Raw genomic sequence first — 24,218 nt, forward strand, 5'->3', positions numbered from 1 at the left:
TTACAGCCGAATCAATACGATACCACCAAGCATGATGAGCAAGCTGACGATTTGCACACCTGTGACCGGTTGTTTCTTTGCACCGAACCAACCGAAACGATCAATCAACAGACTGCCAGTCAGTAAACCAATCGTGACGATCACGACAGCGAGACCTGTACCGACGAGCGGAACGATGAAGGCATTGCCGGCAACGAATAATGCACCAATCAATCCACCGATCCAAATCCAGGCGGGGAATGGTTGCGAGCGATCAATTTGCCACTTCGTTCGTAAAATCAGATTCAGCAACAACAAAGCGATCGTTCCGATGACGAACGAAATCAAGGCACCTTTCACAGCTGAACCGAGAACACTTCCAAGATGACCATTGATAGCCGTTTGAGCAGCACCCAACGTACCAGTCAGAATCCCGAACACACGCCAGAGAAACAACGATTTTTCTGTTGATGCCATCTGTTGCTTGTGGCGCCGTGCTAAATAGTCACCGAGCGCGACCGTTCCGACGACACCGAGTAACACAAGCGTTGCACCGATGATCCGCGTTAACGAAAGTGTCGTGACGTTCGCTTCAAACAATCCGAAATGATCAATCAACAGTCCCATGATGACCTGACCAAAAATCGGCATGATGACCGTTTGGACGCCTCCGAGTCGCGGAAACAACAAGATGTTCCCGGTCAAATAGATGACACCGAGTACCCCTCCAGCCCAGATCCAGTACGGTTCATCGGCAGCAGCTGTGAGACCTGTGAGGTTCCCGTCGACCAGCAACACAAGAATCAATAAGAATAATGAGCCAATCGAAAAGGAAATCAGCGAAGCGAGGAATGGCGAACCGACGACGCCCCGCAATCGCGTATTGACACTCGTTTGAACCGGTACGAGCAAACCGATGATAAATCCAATGATGATTGCAAGCATACGAGGACCTCCTTATTCATGTGCCCTTTCATCATACGGCAGTCTCGCACGCTGAAGCGACCGGAATGCTCAAAAAGGAGCCGGTTCAACGACCGGCTCCACGAATTAAATCTTTTTCCACGACTTCGGATGCGTCCGCGCAATCCAGACTAGTGCTACAAATAATAAAAATAGCGGCCAGTACATGTCCCGATTGGCGACGAACAACAGGATGCTAAAGCCGTACAGTAACGAGCTGTACAAACGTGGTTTAGCGAGTTGACGTTTTTCTTCTTGAATGAACGCGATACGTTCGGCTTTCGTTTTCATTTAAATCCCCCAACTGATTCAACGTACCTGTTTAATCTGATCGAACGGTTCGTGATCGACCAATGTATTCGACCTTATTCTGAAATACGCGGTACATCCGGTATTCTCCAGTCGGTGCCGATTTCAATTGAACGGCAATCTGGTGACGTCGTGATTTTGATGATTCGGACGCTACGAAATAAGGTTTGACTGACGCGATATTGTCGCGCCCGAACTGCTTCGTCACGTGCCGAACGACTTGCACTTCAACAATCTGCTCATAGGTTGCATCCCGTTCATCTGCGATCATCCACCAACCAACACCGCCAATCACTACAAGTAATAAAATCGCCCCGATCGTTTTTCGCAATTCGATCCCCCCGGTTCACTTGCCCATACTTACTGTTTCAATTCGTGAACGAGGTTTTCCTGCTTCCGTCGGGTGACGAACCAAGCGATGGCTAGGACAAGCACCACCAAACCGGCAATAGTTCCAGCAATCGTCGGGACGTTGAGATAGAATGATCCTGTATCATCAATCCGTGTCACGAAGATTGTCGCACCAAGACCACTGATCAGTCCGAAGATGATGCCGCTCCCAATGAACAAGAGCATTTGAATGAGTGTCAATTGACGCAGCCTGTTTCGAGTCAGCGCAATCGTTCGTAGCAAGGCATACTCGCCTCGTTTTCCACTCACGAAACTGAGTAAGGCGTTTGCAAGTCCGAACCAGACGGATCCACTCATGACGACAAGCGCAATGATGAAGACGAACCAACGTTCCGTCGTTTGTTGCTCCGCATCATGAAGCGCGTCAGATAGTCGATTCATTTGCAATGTCGGATAACTTTGCGTGATCTCTGATAATTTTTTTGTCACTTGCGCCTTCTTTAACTTGGATGGAACGTCGATAAAGACATTCAAGATGTGATCGCTTGGTTGCCGTAGCTCCTCATTCCGCCAATCCACGAGGATGTCTGGTGCTATCTTCTTTTCGATTCCAACGATTCGGAATTGACCGAGCGAAACACTTCGCTCTTGTTCCCCGTCCCATCGGCCGAGCGGCAACGTATCGCCTTTTTGGAGACTGTGTTTTTTAGCGAAGGTACGTGAGATGATGATTCCGTCTGTGTCACTCGTCTGTTCTCCTTCTAAGACGTCAAGACGACGATAGTCCGTCACTTCGTACTCGATTGAGACATATTCTTGAGGCAACTGGTATTCAAAGGAGCTTCGAGACGATAGGAAGGTCGCTTTTGCGCCAGGTAACTCGGTTTCAATCCGTCGAATCAATTGTAGCGGGTCTCCTTGCGATCCTTCATCCAAACGACTCTTTAAGACGACCTCCGTCGGATATTGGCTGATGATGTACTTCCGCTCGTTTTGTTGCACCGTCTCAAGGAACGTCGAGCCGATGACGACGATGATCATCAATACTTGAACGATCAGCATCAACCAGGCGTTTTTCCGAAGTTGCGGCAACACGCCTCGGAAGGCGACGAAACTCGTCGGTCCCGCTAACCGACGAACAATCGGTTCCGCTCGATGGAGCACTCCTTTCAAGAGCAGTGGCGTCGCAAGATACATCGTCAGTAAAAAGGCGATGGTCGCACCAAGCCAGGTCATCGCCCGCGCCCCTTCTGTGCTTGCGATCACTTCTGCGAATAAGATCAAGCTAGCAGTCAATCCACTACTAGCAAGGACGAGACGTTTTCGTCGTATTGGTCGTGACGCCGTTTTTAGATTTTCTCGTAAGACGTGGAGCGGTAACACATCTCGTTTTCGGTAAGCCGTACTCGCGAGCAACATCAGAATCAATAAGGCACTACCTAACGTGATGAGCATCAAGAACGCTCCTTGTTCGATCATGAAGGAGACGATCATTTTCCCTTCCGTTGGCCATACCAGTTGACCAAGTAACGGTAAGCAAATACCACTCAGGATTGCGAGAACCGTTCCCGATAAGACAATCAAGCCGGATTGAACGAGGAATAACTGAAACAGTTGCCCGGTTGTCGCCCCAAGCGTCCGCATGATGGCAAATTGGATAGCATGTTTGCGTAAATACAAGTCGAAGTTCGCCATCAAGATGAAGCCGGAGACGACAAGGATCAGTACTGACAAGATTCCGATGTAGCCGTTCAGCGCCGGTGAGAGCGCTTGTCCCTCCGCAAGTTCAACCCGGAGCTTCGGATTCGCTTTGACGAGTGTATCGGCATAGTGGACGAAATCCACCTCTTTTTTTAGATTGAGCAAGACGGCTTTCGTTTCGATTGGATGGTTCTTTTTCAGATCAGCATACGAAAGCAAGACTTGATCGTGCGAAGCTTCAGATGTTTTTGTATTTGGTAAAATCTCACGGATTCGATACGTCGCTTCTCCAACGCGAAGCGTTTGTCCGACACTACGATCAAGCGACGTCGCGAGTCGAGCTGACACGATCGCTTCTCCCTGTTTCAAATCGTTCGTGAAATGATACCGACTTTTCGTCAGAGCATCCGAATGAACTCCTATCGTCTCCACGTCGGCCATCGCTTGACCAGCGACGCGCGCTGTCGTCTGTAAAATCGACTCTGCGTCCAAGACATCGTGATCCTTTTTAAGTTGCTCAAACACGGACTGATCCGCCTGCTCATCTTCAGGTGTATATTTGACCGTCAGATCGACTTGACCGTATCTTTGTTCACGATCCGCTTCGATTGCGGCTTGATTATGTAGTAAAAAAATGACCATCGTTAAGACGAGACCAATCGAAATCATGACGCTTCCGATTGAGGTCAATAGAATCATCGGACTTTTACGGTACAGTCGGTGAGAAAGACGGAAGAGATGTTGTCGTTTCATACAGCCCCCACGAACTGCTCGTATGTCTCTAAGATCGGTGCCACGTCTCCGGTCGACAGCTGATCGGCGACGATCTGTCCGTCATGGAAATACAGCACACGTTTCGCATGAGCCGCTACGGTCGCATCATGGGTCACGAGCAGGATGCTCGTTTGTTGTTCGCGATTGAGTTCTTGAAGCAACTGCATGATTTCAGCAGATGTCTTGAAATCGAGGTTCCCCGTCGGCTCATCCGCTAAGATGATCGGTGGTCGACTGATCAAGGCACGTGCGATCGCGACACGTTGTTGTTGTCCACCCGACAGCTCTTGCGGTCGATGATTGTTCCACTTCGTCAGTCCGACTCGTTTGAGCCAAATCTCTACCTCTTGGTTGATCGTTTTGTCATCCATCCCCTTCAACATCAACGGTAAGGCGATATTCTCATGGACCGTCAAATCATCAAGCAGGTGAAACGATTGAAAGATAAAACCGATGTGCTGCTGACGATACAGTGTCGCAACAGGTTCAGTGAAGATATCGCGTTGTCGTTTTCCCTTTAGCGTCAACGTTCCACTAGTTGGTGTGTCAAGTGCCCCTACTATATTCAATAGTGTACTTTTTCCGGAGCCACTTGTTCCCATGATGGCGATGAAACCACCTTCTTCTAACGTGAAGGAGATTTGTTTTAATGCCTCGACCGTTTCTGTTCCCCGCGTATAGGTTTTTGATAATCGTTCTATTTCTAATAAACTGTCCACCAAGATCCCTCCAGCAACATGATATCATTATAATAACCAATATAAGTATTTTTTAGAAGTAAATACATAAAAAAGCTGTTATACGCAAATTATCATGGGAATAAAAGGAATTGTACTCATTTGAACGAGCTAGTCCTAATAAGGAAAAGGCAAACATACAAATTAGAAAGTAAGTGAATAGATGATTTGCACGTTAGATCACTCTATTCAAGAACAAGCTATTTCTCAATCGATCTCTGGATTTTCGCTAGCGAGCGTCAAAGATCAGGAAGTCGTCTACTCCAATGGATTTGGGATGACAAATCTTAAGGATAGCGGGGTTCCCGTCACAGCGAACACATTTTTTGAATTTGAATGGAACCGAGATGACACTGTGTATGCACCAGGACAATCTATACTTCACTCAGGATACGGATGAAAATCCAATTGTGACAATCGGTTTTGTCGAGAATATAATCGAGGACGTCCATTATATGGTTCTAAATGGACAAACCTGCAATCGGATTGAACAGGGATTACTCGAAATAAGGGAGAATGAACACTGCAATACCTTGATTGTCCAAGGCAGTTGGGAGTTTGATTAACTGGGAATCAAATCGAGCCCCATCTAAGCTAATCGACTTTTACCTCATAAATACGAAAGGACCTCCCTATCATTTGATAAGGAGATCCTGCGTTTTTCAGTACTGTTACCGATTTGCATCATCTCAGCCTCGGTTTCTGAGAATATTTTGCAAAATCCGTTCCACCCTATACTTTCTACATATTTTCTGACGACGTTATTTTTCGGTGCTACACTTCACAATTCTTACTTCGTACGGTTGTAGTAACATAGTTCCGATGAGTCGTTCTTTCGTCAAGTATTCTTCGACTGGATTTTTCAGTTCAATCGCTTTGACTTCTTCCGAAAAATTCATGATAAATCCGTAGATAGACGACGCATCGATTCTCACCTGCACCGAGACACCTTCTGGATGTTCAATCTGAAGAGGCGATAGCAAATTCAACGAAGAGATGATTTCTGCATAAAAATCGTTTTGGAATCGCTCCTCCAACCTTCCACCAATGTACCAAGCGACGCCCTCTCCGTGATTATTCCGCGTCACTGCCGCTGTCTCAGCATAAAAGTCTTCTGTATAAACTCCAACTGTTTCAGCTGTCACTACTTTCAAGACTGTCGCATAATCCTTTAGTTCATATGTCTTATCGCGGAACTTCACTCCATTTTTATCCATTGGGTATAGCGTATCGTTTTCAACTGGCTCGATTCCGAACATCGTTTTTAACTCACTTGGCCATCCACCAAAATAAGTTAAGTCAGATTCATCAACTAGCCCGGTCAAATACGTCGATATGAGAGTCCCACCTTGCGCGACGAATCGATTTAACCGTTCGATTGTCTCTTGACTGATTAAATAAAGCATCGGAACGATCAACAGTTTGTAACCATCAAAATCTTGTTCTTTTGTAATGACATCTACCGGAATATCACGCTCGTAAAACGCCCGGTAATGTTCTTGGAGTGTTTGGGGATAACGCTTCGTGTCATTCGAAAATCCTTGCGCATCGTCAAATGCCCAGTTGTTCTCCCAGTCGTATAAAATCGCAACTTCGGCTGGACGATGTGTACCAACGACTTCATCTAAATGTTCTAACAAACGACCGACTTCTGCAACTTCTTGAAAGACACGATTATCAGAACTTCCATCATGATCGACGACTGCCCCATGAAATTTTTCAGATGACCCTCGAGATTTACGCCACTGGAAGTAAAGTACGCTATCCGAACCATGGGCAATCATTTGCATCGAAGATAACAAATGCATTCCTGGTCGTTTAGCTTTATTGACAGGATGCCAATTAACGGCACTCGGCGTCGATTCCATTAACAAGAACGGTTGTTGTTTTAGATTACGAAATAGATCGTTAATAAATCCGACCCTCATCGCCAAACGACTCGTTGACTCCCTGTCGTTATGCCAAGCTGGATACGCATCCCAGCTCACGACATCAACATATTTTGCGAACTGACTATAATCAAGCGACTGGAAGGGAATCAAGTCATCCGTATCTGCCATGAAATTGGTAGTCACCGGTATATTCGGAGTCACTTCGCGTAATGGCTGAATTTCATTTTGATAGAAATTAATGGTTTGATCCGTGATAAAACGACGCCAATCTAAATTTAAGCCGTGGACCATGCTTTCGCCGATTGGCGACGGCGATTCAATCTGCGACCATGCGTTGAACGTATGGCTCCAAAATGCTCCCCACCAAGCAGCATTCAGCCGATCAAGTGTTTTATATTTTTCTTGTAACCAGACACGAAAAGCGGATTGGCATTGATCACAATGACACTCTCCCCCGTATTCATTCGAGATATGCCACATCAATAATGCCGGATGTTTCCCATAACGATTCGCCAATAGTCGATTGATGTGTTGCGTTTTTTGCCGATAAACACGCGAACTGAAACAATGATTATGACGTCCGCCATGAAGCTGTCGAACCCGTCGTTCATCGACGCGCAATACTTCAGGATATGCTTGCGATAACCATGCGGGCCTTGCTCCACTCGGTGTCGCTAAAATTACATTTCCACCATTTTGATGAATGTCATCTATGATTCGATCCAACCACTCGAACGTGTAAACCCCCTCTTCCGGCTCTAATGCACTCCAGGCAAAAATGCCGATGGAGTACGTATTCGTATGAGCGAGACGCATCAATTCGATATCTTGGCGTAAGACATGCGGAACATCCAACCATTGATCCGGGTTATAGTCTCCACCATGGAGCATTCGCCTAGCAGACGTTACATAAGATTTACCTGATTTCTCCATAGATATTCCTCTCCTAAAAAAACTGATTTCTATCTATTACCCTTTTGTTCCACCAGCCGTCAAACCGGCTACGAAATGCTTCTGGAGCAGAACGAAGACGACAGCGATCGGAATACTAATCAAAATCGCACCTGCTGCAAATGTCGTATAACTTGCTCCCATCGCTTCATTCACTAAGTTAAATAGACCGATGGGTAATGTATAGGATTCTTGCGTTCGAAGTATCGTCGATGCCAAAACAAAGTCTCCAAGTGGTCCGGTGAACCCATTCATCGCAATGACCGCTAACATTGGTCGACATAATGGCATGATGATTTGAAGGAATATTCTGGTATTACTTGCACCATCCAACTTTGCACTTTCATCTAAGTCTAATGGAATTGAGTCCATATAACCCTTCATCAAGTACGTATTCATCGGAATTTGCCCGCCTATGTACAATAAAATTAACAACCAATGGCTGTTCATCATCCCTAGAATTTGCGCTAGTACGAACAAGGCTATGAGCGCCGAAAACTGAGGAATCATTTGAAGTAACAAAAATAACATCAATGCTTTATCACGTCCTTTGAAACGAAAACGAGAAAAAGCATATGCAGTGAAAGAGACACTAACGACAGTTCCGATCATTGTAAACACACTGATTTTCAATGAGTTCATGTACCACTGGCTATATTGAAGGCTTTCTTTTCCAGCAAATAATTCACGGTAGTGATCAAAGGTAGGGTTTTTCGGAATGAGCGATGTACTGACCAAACTATTTCCTGGATTAAAACTCGCACCTATCGTCCAAAGAAGTGGATAAAAGATGACGACAGACACGACCAACAAAATGACATAGGTGATGGTCATACGAATGAAACGTAGTCTTTTTATATTCGACACTAGCGTCACGCTCCTTCCTTAAACGAATTTGTTCGTCTAAACTGCCAAAGCGCAATTGTAATGACAAAAATCGATAGTAAAATCGTTAAAGCCGCGGCTAGTGCATATTGACCTGATTGCATCGTCAATTTGTAAATCCAAGATACGAGAATATCGGTCCCTCCCGCATTCGATCCAGGTACAGACGGACCACCACCATTGAACAGATAAATGATATTGAAGTTGTTGAAATTAAATGTAAACTGCGTAATGATGATTGGCGACATCGCAAGTAACACCATCGGCATCGTGATGAAGCGGAATTTCGCAAAGATTGATGCGCCATCGATTGTTGCCGCTTCATATAAATCTTCAGGAATCGATTGTAAGACTCCTGTCGTGACAAGAAACACGTAGGGAAAACCTAACCACCCTTGCATGAAAACGAGTGCCACCCTTGTCCACTTTTCGTTCGTCAGCCAAGGTATGGCGTCGATGCCAAAAAATGCGAGGACATCGTTGTTAATTGAACCAAAACTATCATTGAATAGTCCCGCGAATACTAGAATCGTCACGAATCCTGGAACTGCCCAAGGAAGGACGAATATTGTTCGGATGACTTTTTTAAAGCGAACTTCTTTCTGGTTGACGAGAACTGCTAACAAAATACCTACGGAAATTTGTAATGTCGATGCGACTAATGTCCAAACAATCGTCCATGACAACACATCAAAAAATGTCGATCGCCATATATCGACTGTGAATATTTGAAGAAAAGTAGAAAAACCGACCCAATCAGCTAATTTTGCTGGTGGAGAATGATAAAGATCATAGTTCGTGAAGGCTAAAGCAAAACTAAATAAAATCGGAAAAATAACCGCAAAAATCAAGAGAAACAATGCTGGACTACTTACTAAATAAGGGTATCCTTGTCCAATCAGATTCAAGTAATCTGATTTGAATGAACTTATATGTAATCCATCGTCTCTTTTTTGTCCTGTTCGATATGCATCTCGAAGATTATAAAAATATAGGGCAAGACCGAACATCAATACAATAATAGCGATGATACCTTGTGCTAGTAAGAATATAGAGTTGTCTCGCGGCACTTCCGTACCAAGCGTCACGATACCCCACAACCCCATATTCAACAAGTCAGCGAACGCAATTAAAAATGCAATACTTACCGTAAATAACAACACGCCTTTAATCCACTGACGATGATACAATTGCCCGAGTCCGGGAATCACTGACAAAAGCATACCTATTCTACGATGTTGCACGCCTTTCACCTCTTCACAAATTATTTAGCAACAGACTGCATCAATGGGCTAACCGACGGATCGGAGTCATCCTTCTCATTTTGAGCTGTGCTTCGCTTTAATTTGTCCTTCAATGGTATCAACGGCTTGAGTCATCGCCTGTTTCGGTTCAGCTTTTCCTGTTGCGATAGTTTGAAGGGCTGCATCGACTGGTTTCCAAACTTCATTCATTTCCGGGATATTTGGTGTCAACTCAGCAAATTTTGATTGTTCTGCCACGGCTTGAGCTGCTGGACTTTTTGTAACGATCGGGTCATTCGCCAATGCACTGATGGCAGGTACTTCTTTAGTGATTTCGAAGCGTTTTTTTGAATTTTCTTCGTTCGTTAAATAGAGCGCTAATTTTTCAGTAAGCTCTGCGTGTTTTGAATAGCTACTAACGTTATAACTTTTTACACCTAAAAATGAACTCATATTTTTCCCATTTTCAAGCTCAGGAAGTTTGGCGACCCCAAAATCGATGCCCGCTTTCTCAAATGGTCCAACATTCCATGGACCAGAGATGATAGCTGCTGCCTTTCCTTCCATAAACAGTGATTCCAAAACGTTAATCCCTTGTTCACCAATAATTCCCGACGGAAACAGCTTCTCCTTGTAGAATTTTTGAATGTGGTTTGCTCCTTCGATTGCGCCAGCATTCGCTAAACCGATGTCTTTTGTGTCGTATACTCCACTTTCCGAACGCTTGAATATGTAACTGCCATATCCACTCATGACACTCTGCGCATAATAAACTTGGTCAAACAATGCTAAAAAACCGAACGACTTTTCAGTTTTCATCTTTTTCGACAATGTATACCAATCTTCTATCGTTTTAGGTAACGCTTTATCTGAGACTAATTTCTTGTTGTAATATAGAATCGTCGTCTCCACAGCTTTAGGCACGCCGTAAATTTTGCCCTTGACGATTTGTGAATCAAGTGCAACATCCGTATATTGAGACTGGACTTCTTTCGGAACCTTTATTTCTTTTATGATTCCTTCCGTTACTGCCGTTCCGATTTGGTCTCCAGGCATCGTCAATAAATCGGGACCTGTTCCGGCAGGTCCGTCCAACCGGAGATCTTCAATTTGTTTTGCGTACGGTTTTTCAACAACTTTGATGTTAACATCATTCTCTTTTTCAAATCGTTTCACAGCAGACTTGATTCCTTCGCTTTTTTCGATATCTTCCCAAACAATCAATTTGATTTTTCCATTTTGAGTCTCTGTATTTTTTGCTTCATCTTGCGGACCACACGCAGCTAACGACATACTCAATACAAAACCACTAAGCACAGCAGAATATTTTAATTGTTTTTTCATAAAAAAACCAAACCTCCTTAGAGAATTGTAAAACACAAATGAAAGCGCTTTAACAAATAAAATATAACACTCTAAAAAGATTTAGTAAATAATTTTAGTAAAAAATTTTACTAAAATTAAATGGTGCTTTTTCTCATAATTAACTCAGAACCTATATACAATGTTTTTACTACTTTTCGTTTTTCAATGATTTGTTCAAGTAATAAGTGAATCGCGTTTTTACAAATTTCTTCAATATCAATATTGAAAGTCGTCAAGGGAGGCGAAACATACTTCGCGATACTCGTATTATTCACACTGATCAGGCTGACGCGGTTCGGGACATCAATTTGTTTTTCGTGAAGTGCTTGCAGACAGCCGACGGCGATTGGATCTGCCGCTACAAAAAAAGCGGTTGGCATATTTTCACCAAGGCGTTCAATCGCTTGAATCATTAAATAATAGCCATTATCAACTGAAAAACCATGATGACAGAAGATAAATGTCTCATTTAGCATTCCTTCTTGCTGCATATACTTACGAAAAGCACGTTCCCGCCCATCCATTTCTTCTACATTTGTATCAGCATTCTGAAAAGTTCCACCGATAAATCCAATTTCTTTATGTCCCTGCTGCTTCAGAACTTCAATTGTCTTTCGTGTGATTTGGTCAAGGTCTGGACGCACCGAATCATAGTGTTCAGCATCTGGTGTCGAATCTATGAAGACTCCATTAGTCGTCAACTCTCTTAAATATTCCAGTTCTCGATCCATAAAAGAACCCACTGCAATAAATCCCTCGATGTTTAGCGGAATCTTTTCAATCCCATCCGCTACTTTGTAGGTCGTTAACTCCATGTTATTCTCCCTAGCCAATCTCTCGATCGCAATTCGCATCGTGTGAAAATAAATATCTTCAAGCTCCTCTTTATCTGTCAACCAATACAAAAAAGCAATATTTTTAACGAGTGATTTCATCGTCTTTTTTTTGTAACCAAGCTCTTCAGCTACCTCAAATATCCGCGTTCGCGTCTCATCACCAACCGATAAACTTAAATCATTATTTAATACCCGTGAAACTGTCGAAATTGAACAGCCTACTTTTTTAGCAATATCTTTAATCGTCGCCAAATGATAACACTCCTTTTAAATTTAGATTTAAGTAAAATTTTTAAGTAAAATTACAAATTTTATATTTTAAATTATACCTTTCTTTTTTTATATTACTTCATAATTCATAAAAAGAGGAAGGAAACCATAATGAGAAGAAAAGAATGCATTAACGATGTTGAGCTTTTTTCAATTACAAAACTAAGTGTTCTACAAAAAGAAAAACGAAGAAACTACACATCTCAGACGATGATAGTTCCTTCGTTTCTTTTTTTAAATCAACGAATTTTATTCCATTCTTATAATCACGAACGAACATATTTAAGTGGAATTAAGTCTGCAATCCGCACTTTCGTCAACTGATCGTCGATCTTCAAGAGGACAAACGCGTCCGGTGCATAATCGGAAATCAATTCGCGACACATGCCGCACGGACTGACGACACGAATCGTTCGGTCCGTTTCATCCGAATAGGGATGTCGGACAGCGACGATCGTCTCAAAATCCGTCAATCCATCCGTGATGGCGGAACCGATCGTAATGGCTTCCGCGCACACCGTCACCCGTCCGATATACGCTTCGACATGAACACCCGTTTTCGTCGCGCCATCTTTTGTCCGCAACGCAGCTGCGACGTGATGTTTATCGTCAGCGTAACGGCTTTGAATCGTTTCGGTTGCTAGTTCGACCAGTTGCAGGTCGGCTTCAGTAATCTGATAAGTCTGCATAACGTGCTCCTTACGTGTCTTTTTTCTTATAGGTCAAACCGATGAATTGTGCTTTTTCATTGAATAGTCGACGGTAGGATAGAAAACCAACGAGGACCGATGCCATCGCCGCCGTCGTCAAGATCAGGAATAGAATCAATAGTTGATAAAGGACCGCTTCCATTGGATCCGCGCCACCGATGATCAACCCACTCATCATCCCTGGCAATTGGACGAGGCCCATCGTTTTTTGCGCTTCAATCGTTGGAATCATACTTGTCCGAATCGCGCCTTTTAAGCTCGTATCAATCGCTGTCTTCGCGTCTCCACCAAGCGAAAGAATCAGTTCGATGACCTCGTCGCTTCGTTCGACCTCGTCCTTGAACTTATTAAGAAACAACAAGGACAAAATCATACAGTTCCCAATGACCATCCCGCTGATTGGAATGACTTGCTGGGCTTCAAACGGAATGATTTGTAATCCAAGCAAAATGCCCATCGTCAATGCTTCGACCGCAATCAATGTCAACAAGATGATCCACTGGATCCCGGGAATCCCGTCCCCTTTACGGATGACGTTCAGTGTCGCTGCACCAATCATCAACAGAATCATGAGTAACATGAAAATTGGACTGCCGCTTTCAAAGACGAACGTCAAAATATAACCGATGATCAAGAGTTGGACGATTGATCGAACGGTTGCGATGAGGATGTCCTTCTCTAGACCAAGCCGTAACGTCCGCGCTAAGACGAGGGGGATCAAAATGAAGATCAGCGAAGTCGCCAGTTGGAGATAACTCATACCGATACCCCCTTCAAGAACGCTTGTGTCTCTGCTTGACCACTTGAAACGAGTTCTTTAAAAGCACCAGACTCGATCAATCGACCGTCTTTTAAAAACCAGATGTCGTCGCTGACCCGCTTGGCTTGCTCTAAGTCATGCGTAATCCAAATGATCGTCGTCTGCAACTCCTGCTGTAAATCAAGAATCAGCTTCTCAATTTCTTGTACCATCCGGTAATCGAGACTTGCCGTGATTTCGTCAAGCAACAGGACGTCCGGTCGATTAACGAGTGTTCGTGCGATTCCGAGTCGGCTCCGTTCGCCACCGGACAAATCTTTGACCGGTCGTTCAAGTTCGACGGATAGTTCGACTTGTTGTAGCAAGCGTTCCGCCTCTTCGCGTGGTAACGATTCCCCGATGATCGATTTCGGTAAATTAATATTATCGTAGACGGTACCTGGAATCATCGGCGCGCTTTGGAACGCCATTCCGATCCGTTTGCGGACGTCGAGCAGATTCATCTGCTCGAGTGGTTCGCCTCGAAAACAAATTTCGCCGCGATCGGGAGAAATAAGTCCGTTGATGTGTTTCAATGTCGTGGATTTTCCGGCACCACTCGGTCCGACGAGCGTCGTAATGACACCTTCGCGGAACTCACCCGTTATTTCGTGTAAGATGTGTTGATAGCTGACTTCGTGAAACGTAAGAATCGACATACTGTGTGTTCACCTGACTTTCTGCAAATTTCGGGTAAGGCTCCTGTAGTGTTGTACCCGAAAATCCGTCACCTTAGTACGTCAAGTAACACTTCCTTACGTATGAACGATTTCTCCGGCAAAATCATATGGTACCGTTCGACCAGCAAAAAGCGACTCTTTTGACGCTTCTGGTAAATTAAGATGTTTGAACGCTTCTTCACGGTCCATCCAGACGAGTCCGGAAATTTCTTCTGGAACATTCGTCTTCAATTGACCGGAAGTGATTTCTCCCGCGAAGAAGAAAAACAGACAATGTTCCCCCGCTTGCGGGAAGAATGCTTCCGCCACATGAACGATATCCCCTGGAATGATGGTAAAGCCCGTCTCCTCCAACACTTCGCGTGTGATTGCAGTATGTAGCGTTTCGTCATGTTCGACGGTTCCTCCCGGCAGTGTATAGTAGTCACCGTGTTCGCCACGGTTCTCGACCATCAATATCTGACTGCCTGTAGTATTGAATAACGTCGTATAGACAATGTTTTTACGTATATTCATGTTCGTCCTCCTATCGTTTTGTACATCTGTCGCTCCGGATTAAGACTTTCTCTTTTTAACATCTTCATCGTCTAATTGATCTAACTCATTTATCCAAGCTTCGATTTGACCTTCTAGAAATGTCAGCAACTCTCTCATTTTCGCATCATTCGGTAAGAATGACACACCCGCTCTCGCATAAACCTCTTGAAGCGAATGGGTTTGACTGAGCGCTAAAGCTGCAAGGAAGTCCTTCATCGTTTGGTCAGGATCTTTCGTATAACGGTGATACAACTGAAGAGCGGCAAGCTGCGCTATAGCATACTCAATGTAATAGAAAGGCGTCTCAAAGAGATGAATGACACTCATCCATTCGAGTCCTTTCCAATCAGGCGTTTCCGACCAATCGAGGATGTCCGTATCATAGGTCTCCCGGAGACGTGCAAAAGAAGCTTGTCGTTCTTCCGGCAGATGGTCAGGGTGAGCATAGAGCCATGATTGAAAACGATCGACGATGATCGTTTGCGGCAAGAACTCCACTATCGAACGGATCTGTTCGAGTTTCGCTCGGGCAACGTCTCTTCGATCTGGAATCACTTGGTGCCACTCGTTCATCGTCAACAGCTCAAGTGACATGGCGGCGAATTCCCCTACTTCGAGCGGAATCGGTTGAAGTCCATCATACGTCTCTTTCATTGCATCGTGATGGACGGCATGCCCCATCTCGTGCATGAAGATGACGAGATCATCGAATGTCTGCATACGATTCATGAACAAGAATGATTGACGTTCGACGGGTAAATACTCACAAAATCCTCCTCCAGCTTTGTTTGAACGGGCATCGATATCGAGATGAACCGCTTGGCGCATTTCTTGTAATATGTCAGCAAAAGACGGATGAACGCTCTCAAGAATCGCTTGTGCCTTATCTAAAAATGAAGCGTCAGAACCGGTTATGCGATGATCAATCTGCGTATAGGCCGATTGCCGGACGTCCCACGGATGGAGCGCCTGTTTGCCAAGAAACGTTTGTTGCTCGAGCTGAAATTGCTGTTTAACCGGTCGGAAATAAGTTTGAACGATGCTGGCGTAATGATTGACATCCTTGCTTGAATAATCGATACGACCAAGCTCCGAAAAAGCCAATTCTTCGTAACCCGCCTGATGGCTTGCAGAAGCACGCACTTGTCGCAAGTCGACAAGTTGCGAAAATAATCGTTGAATGACGGATTCATTCGTCCGGAACGCTTCTTCAATCGATAAGAATGCTTGTTTCCGTGTCGGCTCATCTGCATCAAATAAGGCGGCATAGAGATCAGAAACCGCTTCTCCTGATTGTGTCAGCATCGTTGCCTCAATCCGAAGATACTCTTGGATGAGACGCGCTTCCTCTTCCGTTACACTCGTCGCTCTGAGTGACTGTTTCCAGAGTGCTCGCGTTCGGAGTGGGACATCGTCGCGAGAGATAAGATTCATTTTTACCGAACGTCTTAACGTATCGAGTTTGTCTGATAGCTGCTGACGTCCTTGTTCGTATGTATTACTTGCGTCCGAGTCTGTCACGTCTTGGAGATAGGTGATTTTTTGTTTGAGTAGTGTCTCTTCGATTTGTAGAACCGAAGCGATTCGGCACGCAACATCCTCATCATGATAAAAAACATCGTTTACAGATGACTGAGATTTCATCGATGTGTTTCACATCTCCTTTCGACTTATTCTAGTATACAATTTATCCCATCGATATGATTGATTTACATATTAATGACCATCATATTATCTTTTTTGACTATTATCGTTGTCAAAAAGACTATGATAAGTTACATTATATAGGAGGTGAATCCCTATATGAAATCCCGCTTAAAAGAATTACGTGCTCGTCACGGATGGAATCAGTCTGAACTGGCGCGGCGTGCAAACATTTCACGCCAGACAATCAGCTTAATCGAGCGTGAAGAATTCATGCCTTCGCTATTGATTGCTGTCAAAATTTCTCGTGTGTTTGATACGCCGTTAGAAGAAATTTTTTATTTCGATGAGGAGGAATTAATATGAAAAAAGAAGCAATCAAAGTCATCATCGCAGCACTGCTCGGTTTCATTAGTAGCTATATCGTTATGTCTGTCTTCAAACATACCAGCTTGTCAAAGTTTGAACTATCGCTCTATCTTAATTACATATTCACTGGTCTTTTCGTTATCTTGACGGTTCTTACCCTCAGTTATATCGTGCGCTATTTGCAAATTCGTCAATTGACTCGACGTCCTGTTTCTTCAGACGACGAGGATGCGATTGACGGTCAAGTGAATCGATACTATGCGGATGGCATGATGATGGTTCAGGTTTCTACTCTTCTCAGCATCGGTCTCGCATCTTTTAGCATCATCGAAAATCATTTCGGACTTCATTTATTACTAAGTGGTCTCTTTTTCATCATCAGTAGTTTTGCATCCTATTATTATCTTAATCTTATGCGTCACATCTACCCAAACCGTGATTTCCCAAAGTACTCGGAAACAAACTATGTCAAAAAGCTATTTGCCGCCTCAGATGACGGAGAACGACACGTCATGTTAGAAGGTCTCATTCGTTCACAATCTTCGTTGCAACTCCTATTGATGGGTGTCATCGTCGTATTGGTCATTTATTCGTATGAAACCGGACAGTCTCAGATCTTCGCAATCAGTTTATTGATTATCGCCTTGATTTGGAGCAACGCGAAATATTTCCTTTATGTACGCAATCGCTAAAAAGGAGCATACAGTCAATCGACCGGATGCTCCTTGACATGCCTTCAAAAATCACGATGATTTTGCTGCTGATGGACGTCGTGCTGGTTCAGCGTATACTCCTGACCATCGAGCGAACGATGCTTCGACTGACTGCGCGCTGAAATGAACCAGACGACTCCACCGACGGCGAGAAAAATAGCAATGAAGATCATAGACACCTTTCTTTAGATTCTTTTTTTACTTTATTCTTCCAACATCCTTAATTTTCCTTTACGATAAGGTAGAAGATAAAAATATAGGGAGCGATAGGATGTTTGGTAAAGAACCGACATGCATTCATTGTGGCAAAACGATCGAAGGAAACGAAAAGGTTTATATCCAGATGCGTTATCCAAAACATCGCGGGATGACGGAAGTAAAAGCTTACTTAAAAAGCGAAGGTCGTTTCATTTGTGAGAAATGTTTCGCTGAAAAGACGGAGTCAAAGGAGTAAGCATCATGAACTTAAACGAGAGTACGATTTTGATTACAGGGATGACCGGGACGCTTGGCTCACGTGTCGCGCAACGTTTTCTTAAAGAAGCGTGTGAAGTTCGAGGACTCTATCGTTCTCAGGAACAGGCGGATCACTATTCAACAAATGACGTTATTCCAATCATCGGCGAGCTCGGTAATCCGGCTTCGCTTGTTGCAGCACTTCAAGGCGTCAATCTCTTGATCCACTGTGCTGCCTACCTTGGGGATGACCCCGACTTAGCGGAAGAAGCAAACGTCACAGGTGTGAAACATCTCGCCGATGCTGCGACAAACGCTGGTATTCAACGCATCATACATATTTCGACGACTTCTGTTTACGGAGAAGTGGTAAGTGGACACTTTACGGAAACATCACCGCTCCTACCGTCAGAGCACGTCTACATTCATACAAAGCAGTTATCGGAACGCCTGTTACAGGAATATACACCCGATTCCGATTTAATCATCCTCCGACCTGGTTCTATTTGTGCCGAGGAACAATCCTACTGGGGGGATCGACAAGTCGAACGGATGAAAGTGGCAGATCTCATTACTTGGGTACACCCGGAAGACGTCGTTCCGTGGATCCATGCGGATAACCTAGTCGAGATGATTGTTTTTGCTGCAACAAATGCGCAAGATGGGGACATCTTTAATGCGATTGATGTTAATCTGCCAGAAACAGATTTCCGCATGAAATTGATTGAAGCAAGTGGTAAACCATTTAAAGTACCAGATCGTTCAGCGGAACAAGCGACATTTTCGAATGACCGGATCAAGCAACTCGGGTATGTTTCGTTTCGTACTCCTGAATCAACCGTTGAACATCTAGTCAAATCATTTTAATAACGAAAGAGGCATCGAATCGAATGATTCAGTGCCTCTTTCTGATGATCATCTTGCCAATATCCCCTTAATCCAGAGATTCCGGTCGTGAACCTGTAGTTCTTTTATCGTTAAAAGGACCTGCTCTGTTCCGAGCGTTCGTTCCGCTTCAGGAACACTGCGTTTCCCGAGTGAACGATCCAGATTGAACTTCAGCCAATCCAACTTTCCTTGGACACTGATATCGATGACATGAAGCCAGTCGACATCAGGCAAACGTTGATTTATCGTATAACCAGCAAGAACTGCGTTAAATCGATCACGATCAAACGTATCGTCTTTACGTTTTGACCAATAACAGGCGGTTTCAAATACGTCGACGGCTCGATGAATCAATCCTGCAGACTCCCAGTCGATCAAGACCGGACCATTCGTTGTCCAGAGAACATTTTTCGGATCAAGATCACGATGGCTGACGATCCAGTCTTCAGGTAGTTGCAGTTTTGCTTCCAGTGCTAATCGTTCCAGCCGTTGTAGCTGTTCCTGTTCTTCGACTAGCAACTGTAGCCAGTCTGATTGCTGTCGCTTTCCTTCTTCTAGGTAATCGTTCCAATCGATTGGCATACTGGAGGTATCTGGCTTTGAAAAGCCAGTCGTCGCCACGGAATGACCATGCAATCGTCCTAATTGAACTCCGATTTGTCGTGCATGTGTCGGTCGAATTTGATCGGCTGATAACGTCTTGCCATCGACCCAATCAAACAAAAGGTAATCCGAGCCGTCAATCATCTGCACCACTTGATCGTTGACGCGACGTGCTGGTAATGCTGCTAAGTAAAGAGACGCTTGCATCGCAACGTCTTCTGACATCTTAAAGTTGTTTCGTGCTTCAGGACGTCGCATGATTTCCTGATTCAATCGTTTTAAGACATAGAATCCTGTCGTTGTCTGTAGTCGCCACGACTCATGCAGAAGACCACCCGTCAATCGGACAGGTTCGCTGATCGTTTGCCCTAACGAAAAACGTTCACACATCAAATTTATGACATGTTGCATAGTATTCTCCATTTCTATCACTCCAACTGATTCGCGAAATGCTACACTAGTTCTGCATGATTGCATTGAACACGAAGGAAGGTTTTAGTATGAAACAAATTCATCACATCTGCATTCAGACGATAGATTACGTCGCATCCAAACAATTTTATGAACAGCTCGGGTTCACACTCGTTCAGGAATCGCCTGGTTTTCATGATCGCGACTTTAACAGCTGGTTACGACTCGGTGATTTCTATATCGAGTTACAGACACCCAAATCCGGTCAACCGTTCACCGATTACACGAAACAAGCAGCGGGTCCTGTTCATTTCGCCCTCTATGTTGACGACTTGCAAGAGGAAGTAACACGACTGGAACAACTCGGGATGCCTTTTTTACCAAAACACGGTGGAAACATCTATTTCGTCGTCGATGGACATCTGAGTAAATTAAAAGCACCGGAAGGAACGATCATTGAATTGCGCGATACGTTTGCGATTGAGAGCTAAATCTTTATTATTCCTGCTTAGATTTTTTTATAACCATTTAAGAAGGGTTATCGCCTTAATTTATTTTATAGTTATAGTACCATGCTGTTCACTCTGTTCTAAGAATACTGCAAAAATCTTAATACAAAATACGAATAACACTAAAAAAAGCTAACGATTCGTAATCTAAGCATTTCTAGATCCGCATCGTTAGCTATACTTTTATTTAATTTTAATATGTTTTTGATCTTCTATACAGGCACCATTAGATGCAATTACCTTTTTATACCAATCAAAGGACGCCTTCTTCCGTCTACTATTCGTTCCGCTACCATCATCATGACGATCTACATAAATATAGCCATACCGTTTTGCATATTCACCGGAAGACGCACTGACGAGATCGATACATCCCCAACTCGTATAACCGATGAGTTCTACTCCGTCTTGTATCGATTCGTACATTGCTCGAATATGATCTGTTAAATAAGAAATCCGATAGTCATCTTGAATGTTTCCTTCTCCATCCAATTCATCAAATGCACCTAAGCCATTTTCGACGATGAATAAGGGAAGTTGATAACGGTCGTATAGCTGATTTGCCGTTAGACGGAGTCCTTTCGGATCAATCGTCCATCCCCATTCTGATTGATTCAAATATGGATTTTTGACAGTCGGGAACACATTCCCCGCCGTCATTTTATCCAGTATTTCCGGATCAGTACTGATACAGCGACTCGAATAATAGCTAAAACCAATAAAGTCCACTGTGTGGTTGCGTAATAGTTCAATATCACCTGGTTCCATCTGAATTTCAATACCAGCCTCTTTCAATTGTCTTAATGCATAACCCGGATAGGCACCGCGAGCTTGTACATCAATGAAGAAGAAATTCTCACGATCACGTTCCATTGCTTTTTCGACGTCATCTGGATTACAGGTATAAGGATACGTCATGGCTGCTGCCAACATACACCCTACTTGAAGATTCGGATTGATCGTATGAGCAATTTCCACGGCACGCGCACTCGCTACCAATTGATGATGTGCCGCTTGATACTGAATCTGTTGTCGATTCTCTCCTTCTGCGAATACTAATCCAGCTCCCATGTAAGGAAGATGGAACAACATATTTATTTCATTGAAAGTCATCCAATAACGTACTTTCGAATGATAACGAGATACGATTGTCTCAACATATCGTTCGAAGAATGTGACCATTTTTCGATTACGCCAACTTCCATAATGCTCTACTAAATGAACGGGTACATCAAAGTGTGCCATTGTAACGACTGGCTCAATTCCATATTTTAATAATTCATCGAACACCTCATCGTAAAACTTCAATCCTTGTTCATTTGGTTGTTCTTCATCACCCTTTGGGAAGATACGTGCCCATGAAATCGATAAACGAAGCGCTTTAAACCCCATTTCAGCGAATAGAGCGATATCCTCCTTATAACGATGATAAAAATCAATCGCCTCATGGGATGGATAAATTAATTCTGGAAGGGGCTCATAATGCGATAATTCTCCCTTCATAACGGCTCTTCGAGTTGAACCACTAGGAATTAAATCAACGGAAGATAATCCTTTCCCATCGGATAAATAGGCACCTTCTGCTTGATTGGCCGCAATAGCGCCACCCCATAAAAAGTTTTTTGGAAGTTGCATCGTCTCATCCTTTCTTATGCAAAAGCAGGTTTATTGTATTCACTTACTGAAATTTGATCTTGATCAATCGTAATTTGTCGTTCTTCTGATAAATTCGTGAAAATCACAGGTGTGATGATGTCATATCCTTCCGCTTGAATCGATTCAATATCAAAAGTGATTAATACATCTCCTGGTTCGATTTTCTGGTCTTGTGCGACGTGTAATTCAAAGTGAGTTCCATCTAAGCGTACCGTATCAATCCCAACATGAATGAGGATTTCCATCCCATTCTCTGATCGAATACCAATCGCATGCTTGCTTGCAAATATAGCAGTTACTTGACCTGATACTGGGGCGATTACTTTTCCTTCAGTTGGAACGACTGCGAAACCTTGTCCCATCGCTCCACTCGCAAATACACTATCAGAAACTTTTTCGAGAGAAACGATTTGACCTGAAACTGGGCTTGGAATCGTCATATCTGTTGATGCACGAACATTTTTTTCTGCTTCTTTTTCAATCGGATCATCTTCAAATCCAAGGATGTATGTTAAGACCATCGATAAAAAGAATGAGACACCGACACCAATTAACAACCCGTAAAATGCTGTCATACTATCGCCAATGAAGACGGGTAACGTCAATAATCCCGGAGGACCAGAAGCTACTGCTACACTTCCAAAATGCCCTACGATCCCTCCACCCACTGCTGCACTAATGACAGCCGCAATGAAAGGACGCTTTAAGCGTAAAGTGACTCCATATACGGCAGGTTCTGTAATACCGAATAACGCGGTAATTCCCGTAGAACCTGCTAATGTTTTTAACTTTTTATTTTTTGAACGAAGCATGACACCGAACGATGCTCCTGCCTGTGCAAAAATTGCTGGAGCAGTTGCCGGTTTGATATAGTCATATCCTTTAGTGGCAATGTTATTGATGAAAATCGGAACGACTCCCCAGTGAATACCGAAAATGACGAGGACTTGCCATACACCAGCAATGAACGCCCCTGCTAAAATTGGGTTAAATGCTAATACCTTTAGAATGAAGGCAGCAATCAAGTCGCCTGACGTGACACCGATTGGTCCAAACACGATTAACGTTAATGGAACGATTGTAATGAGAGCAATCAAAGGTGTAACAAAATTTTTAACACTCTCATGGACATGTCGATTGAAGAATTTTTCAACATAACTCATGACCCAAACGGCAAGAATGATTGGAATGACCGTAGATGTATATGACATCATCGTCACGGGTATACCGAAGAATGTCGTCGCGACTGCATCCGTCTTCAGTTGAATGATTGTTGGATAGATCAAAGCACCCGCTACAGTCATGGCAACAAATTGATTGGCACCAAACTTTCGCGCTGATGTAACCGCTAACAAAATAGGTAAAAAGTAAAAGAGACTATCCGCTGTAGCATTTAAGATGATATACGTTGTTTCAGTAGGAATTAACCAACCTGCATTCGTCGCAATCGCAAGTAAACCCTTTAAGATACCAGCTCCCGCCATGACACCAAGCAATGGCGTAAAGATACTTGAAATAATATCGATTGCTCGACCAAAAATGTTTCCTTTTTCATTTGTTTTACTAGTTTCTGTCGACTCCTCCATCAGCTTTGTTTGTTTTCCAATTGCTTGATATACCTCAGGTACTGTATTTCCGACAACGACCTGAAACTGCCCTCCGCTCTCTTTTACAGCAATGACACCTTCTAGTTTTTCAAGTTTTAATTTATCAGCCTTTGCTTTGTCTTTAAGTACGAATCGTAGTCGAGTCGCGCAATGAACAAGTGAACTAACGTTTTGTTCGCCTCCGACAGATTCAATGATTTCTTTTGCTAATTGATCGTATTTCATAAGACACCTCCATAGTTGATAGACACAAAAAGAAACCTAGATGAGAACAAGTAACGTATTTCATGAAAATACGTCTTGTTTCACCTAGGTTTCGCCTGCTTGACCAGTAACAATCCCAATAAATATATATTTAATAAACAAATAATAACATTTT

24 protein-coding genes are annotated in these 24,218 nt (G+C 43.6%); 5 read left to right on the plus strand and 19 right to left on the minus strand.

From position 1 onward, the window contains the following. The 15 genes from ACY2IG_RS09185 to ACY2IG_RS09255 all read right to left on the minus strand — a co-directional run bounded on the left by ACY2IG_RS09185 (window position 1) and on the right by ACY2IG_RS09255 (window position 16,627). Window positions 1-924, minus strand: coding sequence for a DMT family transporter (locus tag ACY2IG_RS09185; protein ID WP_308101627.1), 924 nt, complete (start codon window positions 922-924; stop codon window positions 1-3). A gap of 105 nt (window positions 925-1,029) precedes the next feature. Beyond that, entirely contained in the window at window positions 1,030-1,233 is a 204-nt protein-coding gene (locus ACY2IG_RS09190; protein ID WP_462617781.1) for a hypothetical protein, read from the minus strand. Window positions 1,234-1,264: 31 nt separating this feature from the next. After that, the gene (locus tag ACY2IG_RS09195; RefSeq protein WP_035407705.1) at window positions 1,265-1,582 is read right to left on the minus strand and encodes a hypothetical protein; all 318 of its coding nucleotides are present in this window, start codon (window positions 1,580-1,582) and stop codon (window positions 1,265-1,267) included. Between the two features lie 29 nt (window positions 1,583-1,611). Further along, entirely contained in the window at window positions 1,612-4,056 is a 2,445-nt protein-coding gene (locus tag ACY2IG_RS09200) for an ABC transporter permease (RefSeq protein WP_329468488.1), read from the minus strand. Next, on the minus strand, window positions 4,053-4,799 hold the full coding sequence (locus ACY2IG_RS09205; protein ID WP_375091817.1) for an ABC transporter ATP-binding protein: 747 nt from the start codon (window positions 4,797-4,799) through the stop codon (window positions 4,053-4,055). Before ACY2IG_RS09205 ends, ACY2IG_RS09200 begins: the two co-directional genes overlap by 4 nt. 776 nt (window positions 4,800-5,575) lie before the next feature. Beyond that, entirely contained in the window at window positions 5,576-7,639 is a 2,064-nt protein-coding gene (locus ACY2IG_RS09210; protein ID WP_329468492.1) for a beta-galactosidase, read from the minus strand. Between the two features lie 36 nt (window positions 7,640-7,675). Next, a complete protein-coding gene (locus tag ACY2IG_RS09215) occupies window positions 7,676-8,491 on the minus strand; it encodes a sugar ABC transporter permease (protein WP_290753232.1) in 816 nt (271 codons plus the stop codon). Window positions 8,492-8,529: 38 nt separating this feature from the next. Further along, complete coding sequence (locus ACY2IG_RS09220; RefSeq protein ID WP_329468496.1) at window positions 8,530-9,786, minus strand: carbohydrate ABC transporter permease; 1,257 nt, start codon at window positions 9,784-9,786, stop codon at window positions 8,530-8,532. 75 nt (window positions 9,787-9,861) lie between these two features. Then, a complete protein-coding gene (locus tag ACY2IG_RS09225; protein WP_290750730.1) occupies window positions 9,862-11,130 on the minus strand; it encodes a sugar ABC transporter substrate-binding protein in 1,269 nt (422 codons plus the stop codon). 116 nt (window positions 11,131-11,246) lie between these two features. Next, window positions 11,247-12,239 carry a LacI family DNA-binding transcriptional regulator gene (locus ACY2IG_RS09230; protein ID WP_462617782.1) on the minus strand — a complete coding sequence of 331 codons (993 nt, stop codon included), beginning with the start codon at window positions 12,237-12,239 and terminating at the stop codon, window positions 11,247-11,249. A gap of 284 nt (window positions 12,240-12,523) precedes the next feature. Continuing rightward, on the minus strand, window positions 12,524-12,946 hold the full coding sequence (locus tag ACY2IG_RS09235; RefSeq protein ID WP_462617783.1) for a cytidine deaminase: 423 nt from the start codon (window positions 12,944-12,946) through the stop codon (window positions 12,524-12,526). A 10-nt stretch (window positions 12,947-12,956) separates the two neighbouring features. Next, window positions 12,957-13,727 carry an ABC transporter permease gene (locus ACY2IG_RS09240; protein WP_035407693.1) on the minus strand — a complete coding sequence of 257 codons (771 nt, stop codon included), beginning with the start codon at window positions 13,725-13,727 and terminating at the stop codon, window positions 12,957-12,959. Continuing rightward, window positions 13,724-14,425 (minus strand): ABC transporter ATP-binding protein, encoded by a 702-nt coding sequence (locus ACY2IG_RS09245; protein ID WP_462617784.1) that lies wholly within the window; start codon window positions 14,423-14,425, stop codon window positions 13,724-13,726. The genes ACY2IG_RS09240 and ACY2IG_RS09245 overlap by 4 nt, the downstream gene beginning before the upstream one ends. 96 nt (window positions 14,426-14,521) lie before the next feature. Beyond that, window positions 14,522-14,962, minus strand: a complete 441-nt coding sequence (locus ACY2IG_RS09250) for an NUDIX hydrolase (RefSeq protein ID WP_308101632.1) — start codon at window positions 14,960-14,962, stop codon at window positions 14,522-14,524. 39 nt (window positions 14,963-15,001) lie between these two features. After that, on the minus strand, window positions 15,002-16,627 hold the full coding sequence (locus ACY2IG_RS09255; protein WP_290786693.1) for a M3 family metallopeptidase: 1,626 nt from the start codon (window positions 16,625-16,627) through the stop codon (window positions 15,002-15,004). Between the two features lie 159 nt (window positions 16,628-16,786). On the opposite strand from ACY2IG_RS09255, the gene ACY2IG_RS09260 reads away from it, so the two are divergent. Together ACY2IG_RS09260 and ACY2IG_RS09265 are read left to right on the plus strand one after the other, a co-directional pair. Then, window positions 16,787-16,993: a helix-turn-helix transcriptional regulator gene (locus ACY2IG_RS09260; RefSeq protein WP_035407684.1), complete on the plus strand. Its 207-nt coding sequence runs from the start codon at window positions 16,787-16,789 to the stop codon at window positions 16,991-16,993. Then, complete coding sequence (locus ACY2IG_RS09265) at window positions 16,990-17,688, plus strand: DUF3169 family protein (RefSeq protein WP_035407681.1); 699 nt, start codon at window positions 16,990-16,992, stop codon at window positions 17,686-17,688. The genes ACY2IG_RS09260 and ACY2IG_RS09265 overlap by 4 nt, the downstream gene beginning before the upstream one ends. 44 nt (window positions 17,689-17,732) lie before the next feature. Here the strand turns inward: ACY2IG_RS09265 and ACY2IG_RS09270 are convergent, their stop codons facing one another. Next, window positions 17,733-17,882 (minus strand): hypothetical protein, encoded by a 150-nt coding sequence (locus ACY2IG_RS09270; protein ID WP_197026211.1) that lies wholly within the window; start codon window positions 17,880-17,882, stop codon window positions 17,733-17,735. A 98-nt stretch (window positions 17,883-17,980) separates the two neighbouring features. On the opposite strand from ACY2IG_RS09270, the gene ACY2IG_RS09275 reads away from it, so the two are divergent. After that, a complete protein-coding gene (locus ACY2IG_RS09275) occupies window positions 17,981-18,163 on the plus strand; it encodes a hypothetical protein (protein ID WP_035407678.1) in 183 nt (60 codons plus the stop codon). Between the two features lie 5 nt (window positions 18,164-18,168). After that, entirely contained in the window at window positions 18,169-19,032 is an 864-nt protein-coding gene (locus ACY2IG_RS09280; protein WP_462617785.1) for an NAD-dependent epimerase/dehydratase family protein, read from the plus strand. A 48-nt stretch (window positions 19,033-19,080) separates the two neighbouring features. On the opposite strand, the gene ACY2IG_RS09285 is transcribed toward ACY2IG_RS09280, so the two are convergent. Further along, window positions 19,081-20,046 carry a phosphotransferase gene (locus ACY2IG_RS09285; protein WP_462617786.1) on the minus strand — a complete coding sequence of 322 codons (966 nt, stop codon included), beginning with the start codon at window positions 20,044-20,046 and terminating at the stop codon, window positions 19,081-19,083. 110 nt (window positions 20,047-20,156) lie between these two features. On the opposite strand from ACY2IG_RS09285, the gene ACY2IG_RS09290 reads away from it, so the two are divergent. Then, complete coding sequence (locus tag ACY2IG_RS09290) at window positions 20,157-20,558, plus strand: VOC family protein (protein WP_462617787.1); 402 nt, start codon at window positions 20,157-20,159, stop codon at window positions 20,556-20,558. 201 nt (window positions 20,559-20,759) lie between these two features. On the opposite strand, the gene ACY2IG_RS09295 is transcribed toward ACY2IG_RS09290, so the two are convergent. After that, the gene (locus tag ACY2IG_RS09295; protein WP_462617788.1) at window positions 20,760-22,211 is read right to left on the minus strand and encodes a 6-phospho-beta-glucosidase; all 1,452 of its coding nucleotides are present in this window, start codon (window positions 22,209-22,211) and stop codon (window positions 20,760-20,762) included. A 14-nt stretch (window positions 22,212-22,225) separates the two neighbouring features. Next, complete coding sequence (locus tag ACY2IG_RS09300) at window positions 22,226-24,064, minus strand: beta-glucoside-specific PTS transporter subunit IIABC (protein WP_214854097.1); 1,839 nt, start codon at window positions 24,062-24,064, stop codon at window positions 22,226-22,228. Window positions 24,065-24,218: the final 154 nt, after the last annotated feature.

Source organism: Exiguobacterium sp. EF_C8, from assembly GCF_054956715.1.

Excerpts from the sequence above, each read along its gene's own strand:
- ACY2IG_RS09185 (WP_308101627.1), bottom strand. The coding sequence starts at position 924 with ATGCTTGCAATCATCATTGGATTTATCATCGGTTTGCTCGTACCGGTT.
- ACY2IG_RS09190 (WP_462617781.1), bottom strand. The coding sequence starts at position 1,233 with ATGAAAACGAAAGCCGAACGTATCGCGTTCATTCAAGAAGAAAAACGT.
- ACY2IG_RS09200 (WP_329468488.1), bottom strand. The coding sequence starts at position 4,056 with ATGAAACGACAACATCTCTTCCGTCTTTCTCACCGACTGTACCGTAAA.
- ACY2IG_RS09210 (WP_329468492.1), bottom strand. The coding sequence starts at position 7,639 with ATGGAGAAATCAGGTAAATCTTATGTAACGTCTGCTAGGCGAATGCTC.
- ACY2IG_RS09215 (WP_290753232.1), bottom strand. The coding sequence starts at position 8,491 with ATGACCATCACCTATGTCATTTTGTTGGTCGTGTCTGTCGTCATCTTT.
- ACY2IG_RS09225 (WP_290750730.1), bottom strand. The coding sequence starts at position 11,130 with ATGAAAAAACAATTAAAATATTCTGCTGTGCTTAGTGGTTTTGTATTG.
- ACY2IG_RS09235 (WP_462617783.1), bottom strand. The coding sequence starts at position 12,946 with ATGCAGACTTATCAGATTACTGAAGCCGACCTGCAACTGGTCGAACTA.
- ACY2IG_RS09240 (WP_035407693.1), bottom strand. The coding sequence starts at position 13,727 with ATGAGTTATCTCCAACTGGCGACTTCGCTGATCTTCATTTTGATCCCC.
- ACY2IG_RS09245 (WP_462617784.1), bottom strand. The coding sequence starts at position 14,425 with ATGTCGATTCTTACGTTTCACGAAGTCAGCTATCAACACATCTTACAC.
- ACY2IG_RS09250 (WP_308101632.1), bottom strand. The coding sequence starts at position 14,962 with ATGAATATACGTAAAAACATTGTCTATACGACGTTATTCAATACTACA.
- ACY2IG_RS09255 (WP_290786693.1), bottom strand. The coding sequence starts at position 16,627 with ATGAAATCTCAGTCATCTGTAAACGATGTTTTTTATCATGATGAGGAT.
- ACY2IG_RS09260 (WP_035407684.1), top strand. The coding sequence starts at position 16,787 with ATGAAATCCCGCTTAAAAGAATTACGTGCTCGTCACGGATGGAATCAG.
- ACY2IG_RS09265 (WP_035407681.1), top strand. The coding sequence starts at position 16,990 with ATGAAAAAAGAAGCAATCAAAGTCATCATCGCAGCACTGCTCGGTTTC.
- ACY2IG_RS09270 (WP_197026211.1), bottom strand. The coding sequence starts at position 17,882 with ATGATCTTCATTGCTATTTTTCTCGCCGTCGGTGGAGTCGTCTGGTTC.
- ACY2IG_RS09275 (WP_035407678.1), top strand. The coding sequence starts at position 17,981 with ATGTTTGGTAAAGAACCGACATGCATTCATTGTGGCAAAACGATCGAA.
- ACY2IG_RS09280 (WP_462617785.1), top strand. The coding sequence starts at position 18,169 with ATGAACTTAAACGAGAGTACGATTTTGATTACAGGGATGACCGGGACG.
- ACY2IG_RS09285 (WP_462617786.1), bottom strand. The coding sequence starts at position 20,046 with ATGTGTGAACGTTTTTCGTTAGGGCAAACGATCAGCGAACCTGTCCGA.
- ACY2IG_RS09290 (WP_462617787.1), top strand. The coding sequence starts at position 20,157 with ATGAAACAAATTCATCACATCTGCATTCAGACGATAGATTACGTCGCA.
- ACY2IG_RS09295 (WP_462617788.1), bottom strand. The coding sequence starts at position 22,211 with ATGCAACTTCCAAAAAACTTTTTATGGGGTGGCGCTATTGCGGCCAAT.
- ACY2IG_RS09300 (WP_214854097.1), bottom strand. The coding sequence starts at position 24,064 with ATGAAATACGATCAATTAGCAAAAGAAATCATTGAATCTGTCGGAGGC.